Below are 2,991 nucleotides of genomic sequence, written 5' to 3' on the forward strand. Positions count from 1 at the left end.
CTTTTTACCTGAATACATAGGGTTTAAAGAGCAAACCCGGGGAACTGAAACATCTAAGTACCCGGAGGAAAGGAAATCAACAGATACTTCCCTAGTAGCGGCGAGCGAACGGGAACCAGCCGAGCCTTGAGAGTGATCAGAACATGTTGGGAAGCATGGCCATAGTGGGTGATAGCCCCGTATGAGAAGCTCGATAGGACGTATTAAGTAGGGCGGGACACGTGAAATCCTGTCTGAACATGGGGGGACCACCCTCTAAGGCTAAGTACTCCTTACTGACCGATAGCGAACCAGTACCGTGAGGGAAAGGTGAAAAGCACCCCGACGAGGGGAGTGAAACAGTTTCTGAAACCGGACGCCTACAAGCAGTGGGAGGCCCCTTGAGGGCTGACCGCGTACCTTTTGTATAATGGGTCATCGACTTGGTCTTACTAGCAAGCTTAAGCCGATAGGTGTAGGCGCAGCGAAAGCGAGTCTTAATAGGGCGAATGAGTTAGTAGGATCAGACCCGAAACCGAGTGATCTAGGCATGGCCAGGTTGAAGGTAAGGTAACACTTACTGGAGGACCGAACCCACATCTGTTGAAAAAGATCGGGATGAGCTGTGCCTAGGGGTGAAAGGCCAATCAAACTCGGAGATAGCTGGTTCTCTGCGAAATCTATTTAGGTAGAGCGTCATCCGAATACCCCGGGGGGTAGAGCACTGGATGGGTAATGGGGCCCCACAGGCTTACTGATCCTAACCAAACTCCGAATACCCGGGAGTACTAGATGGCAGACACACTGCGGGTGCTAACGCCCGTAGTGGAGAGGGAAACAACCCTGACCTACAGCTAAGGCCCCCAATTCATGGCTAAGTGGGAAAGCAGGTGGGACGACCAAAACAACCAGGAGGTTGGCTTAGAAGCAGCCATCCTTTAAAGATAGCGTAACAGCTCACTGGTCTAAATAAGTTATCCTGCGGCGAAGATGTAACGGGGCTCAAGCCATGAGCCGAAGCTTAGGATGCACATAGTGCATGGTAGCAGAGCGTAGTGTGATAAAACCCAATCCTCCTTAGACCCTTCGGGGTCATTGGAGGACCGGGTTTGGCGATGAAGCAGTCCTGTGAGGGGCTGTGGAGCGATCACTAGTGAGAATGATGACATGAGTAGCGACAAACAGGGTGAGAGACCCTGTCGCCGAAAGTCCAAGGGTTCCTGCTTAAAGCTAATCTGAGCAGGGTAAGCCGACCCCTAAGGCGAGGCCGAAAGGCGTAGTCGATGGGAACCAGGTTAATATTCCTGGGCCAGGAGGATGTGACGGATCGAGACTGTTGTTCACCCTTATCGGATTGGGTGGGCCGCTAATCGGTTCCTGGAAATAGCCCTCCATGAGATCGTACCCTAAACCGACACAGGTGGACTGGTAGAGAATACCAAGGCGCTTGAGAGAACGATGTTGAAGGAACTCGGCAAAATGCCTCCGTAAGTTCGCGAGAAGGAGGCCCGGTTCCAAGGCAACTTGGAGCTGGGGGCACAAACTAGGGGGTGGCGACTGTTTACTAAAAACACAGGGCTCTGCGAAGTCGCAAGACGACGTATAGGGTCTGACGCCTGCCCGGTGCCGGAAGGTTAAAAGGAGATGTGAGAGCGTCGAATTGAAGCCCCGGTAAACGGCGGCCGTAACTATAACGGTCCTAAGGTAGCGAAATTCCTTGTCGGGTAAGTTCCGACCTGCACGAATGGCGTAACGACTTCCCCGCTGTCTCCAACATCGACTCAGCGAAATTGAATTGCCTGTCAAGATGCAGGCTTCCCGCGGTTAGACGGAAAGACCCCGTGCACCTTTACTACAGCTTCACACTGGCATCAGGCACAACATGTGCAGAATAGGTGGTAGGCTTTGAAATCAGGACGCCAGTTCTGATGGAGCCTCCTTTGAGATACCACCCTTGTTCTGCTTGATGTCTAACCGCGGTCCGTTATCCGGATCCGGGACCCTGTGTGGCGGGTAGTTTGACTGGGGCGGTCGCCTCCTAAAGAGTAACGGAGGCGCGCGAAGGTTGGCTCAGAGCGGTCGGAAATCGCTCGTTGAGTGCAATGGCAGAAGCCAGCCTGACTGCGAGACTGACAAGTCGAGCAGAGTCGAAAGACGGCCATAGTGATCCGGTGGTCCCGAGTGGAAGGGCCATCGCTCAACGGATAAAAGGTACGCCGGGGATAACAGGCTGATACTGCCCAAGAGTCCATATCGACGGCAGTGTTTGGCACCTCGATGTCGGCTCATCTCATCCTGGGGCTGGAGCAGGTCCCAAGGGTACGGCTGTTCGCCGTTTAAAGAGGTACGTGAGCTGGGTTTAGAACGTCGTGAGACAGTTCGGTCCCTATCTGCCGTGGGTGTAGGATACTTGAGAGGAGTTGCCCCTAGTACGAGAGGACCGGGGTGAACGATCCACTGGTGGACCTGTTGTTGCGCCAGCAGCAGTGCAGGGTAGCTATGATCGGACAGGATAACCGCTGAAGGCATCTAAGCGGGAAGCCCCCCTCAAAACAAGGTATCCCTGAGGACCGTGGAAGACCACCACGTCGATAGGCCGGAGATGTAAGTGCAGCAATGCATTCAGTTGACCGGTACTAATTGTCCGATAGGCTTGATTTGATCCAGTAATAGCAAGGCTAATACTGGTCAGAAGCATACACACACATGCTTGACTTGGAATTTTGGTTTTTCCTCGGTTTGGTGGTCACAGCGCCAGAGAAACACCCGATCCCATCCCGAACTCGGCCGTTAAGCTCGGTTGCGCCGATGGTACTGCGTCTTAAGACGTGGGAGAGTAGGTCACCGCCAAACCTAGAAAAAACCAAAAAAACGTATCTCTCAGATCGATGACAATCCAAGCCTCAGAACAAAAACACTGAGGCGCCTAAATGGCGCGGGATGGAGCAGCCCGGTAGCTCGTCAGGCTCATAACCTGAAGGTCGCAGGTTCAAATCCTGCTCCCGCAACCAA

General features: G+C 53.4%; 1 tRNA gene and 2 rRNA genes (1 of these 3 cut by a window edge). All 3 read left to right on the forward strand.

What is annotated here, in order from left to right:
- Positions 1-2,640, forward strand: a 23S ribosomal RNA gene (locus tag CLM58_RS08960) (it extends 188 nt beyond the left edge of the window).
- Positions 2,641-2,717: 77 nt separating this feature from the next.
- Positions 2,718-2,832: ribosomal RNA gene (gene rrf / locus CLM58_RS08965) — 5S ribosomal RNA — on the forward strand.
- An 81-nt stretch (positions 2,833-2,913) separates the two neighbouring features.
- A tRNA-Met gene (locus tag CLM58_RS08970) sits at positions 2,914-2,990 on the forward strand.
- The last annotated feature ends 1 nt before the right edge of the window (position 2,991 follow it).

Origin of the sequence: Actibacterium pelagium (genome assembly GCF_002285415.1) — a bacterium.
GTDB classification, from domain to species: Bacteria; Pseudomonadota; Alphaproteobacteria; order Rhodobacterales; family Rhodobacteraceae; genus Actibacterium_B; species Actibacterium_B pelagium.